The 705-nt window shown below is 54.2% G+C and carries 1 pseudogene; it reads right to left on the bottom strand.

The window, feature by feature from the left end:
* Positions 1 to 705: pseudogene (locus tag ETG88_RS22170) on the bottom strand (clamp-binding protein CrfC); the annotation flags it as partial.

Below are 705 nucleotides of genomic sequence, written 5' to 3'. Positions count from 1 at the left end.
AAAAACGTCGCCATTCCTGCCGTAACAGAGACATCGACCTGCGCCACCAAAGCTTTACAGATTTGTTCACAAAATTGATCAATATGCTGTTTAAATCGCTCATGAAGCTGCGCGATGTCAATAACATATCGGGTGCGAGTCATCACGTAATCTTCAAAGCCCCAGCCCGGATTGTTCAGCCAGCGCGACACTGTCTCACGCACGCTGCCGGACGCCGACACATCACCCGCCGGACGATTTTCCGACGCAATGGCGTCAGTAAACAGCCCACGCGTGTTGAAATTAAGCTGACTCGCCTGGAACGCCGGGAAGCTGATCCGCGCCCGGAAACCGGCATGGCTCAGCTCTTCTTTAATGCGTTTCTCAATGGGGCGCATCGCTTCGTTAAGGGAACGCGCCAGCGTGGACTCAAGTTGGTCAAAGCGTAGCGCCAGTTCACGGCTGATTTTTCCCTGCGCATCCAGCATGATCAGCTCGCAGGAGGAGCGGATTTTGCTCAACACAATCTGCGCCTGCCCTTCATCATCCAGCACCAGCTGCCCCATCTCTTCCTGGGAGCTATTTCTCAGGCTCATGGGCTGGATGCCCGCTAAATCGAGAATATTATCTCTGTTAAAGATGTGGCCGATGGCCTGCTGAATCTGGCTTTTCTGCTGCGAAATAAACGCGTTCGCCGCATCCAGCGCCTGCTCCACTTCATGCCCC

This window comes from Lelliottia nimipressuralis (assembly GCF_004115925.1).
GTDB classification, from domain to species: Bacteria; Pseudomonadota; Gammaproteobacteria; order Enterobacterales; family Enterobacteriaceae; genus Enterobacter; species Enterobacter nimipressuralis.
The sequence above is the reverse complement of the archived record's forward strand: the minus strand, read 5'-3'. Positions and strand labels throughout refer to the sequence as shown.